The sequence below is a fragment of the Cupriavidus sp. FW305-3-2-15-C-LB2 genome (genome assembly GCF_058787575.1).
The window spans coordinates 1-681 of record NZ_JBYSZW010000115.1; the positions used below are offsets into that span (position 1 = coordinate 1).

Here is a 681-nt window from a genome sequence, read left to right on the forward strand (position 1 = left end):
GGCGCCAACCTGGCCTGCCCGACCATCAGCACCACCAACGACATGCCGGTGGCCGACCCGGGCGGCCTGGACGCGCTGGCGCTGGTCCCCTTCCAGATCAACCCGCACTACTTCAACCTGGTCGTGCCCGGCTTCCGCGGCGAAACGCGCGACCAGCGCCTGGCCGAATTCACCGTGCTGCAGCCCGACATGCCAGTGCTGGGGCTGCCCGAAGGCAACTGGGTGCGGGTCTCGGACGATCGCCTCGAAATGGGCGGCGCCCATCCCGCGCGCTGGTTCAGGGGCGCGGACATTGCCGACGTGCAGCCCGGCGCGCTGTCGCTGCCGCGCTGAATTTGCCGGCCTGAGTCCCTGCGTACAGAACCCCACCCCAGCCCCAGGAAGTCAAGCAAGATGTCTATCAAGCAGGTTATTGAATCGATCGAGCTGCTGTCGGCAGCGAATGTCGACGGCGCAGCCGTCGCCTCACTGCTGCGCTCGCGCGGCCTGGACGATGTCACCGTCACGCGCGTGGAAGAGAACGGCCTCTACACCGATTTCCTCGCCTGCACGGTGCCCGGACAGAACCCGGACGCGCCCGCACTTGGCGTGGTGGGCCGGCTGGGCGGCGTCGGTGCACGCCCGGCCGTGACGGGACTGGTGTCCGATGCCGACGGCGCCATCGTGGCCGTCGCCAGCGCG

The 681-nt window shown here is 69.3% G+C and carries 2 protein-coding genes; both read left to right on the top strand.

What is annotated here, in order from left to right; translation table 11 throughout:
* A partial coding sequence (locus AC3WRR_RS36055) for a Type 1 glutamine amidotransferase-like domain-containing protein (protein WP_492299567.1) occupies positions 1 to 333 on the top strand: 333 nt, incomplete at its 5' end.
* Positions 334 to 393: 60 nt separating this feature from the next.
* Positions 394 to 681: DUF1177 family protein (locus AC3WRR_RS36060; RefSeq protein ID WP_492299568.1), on the top strand; the 288-nt coding region annotated here is incomplete at its 3' end.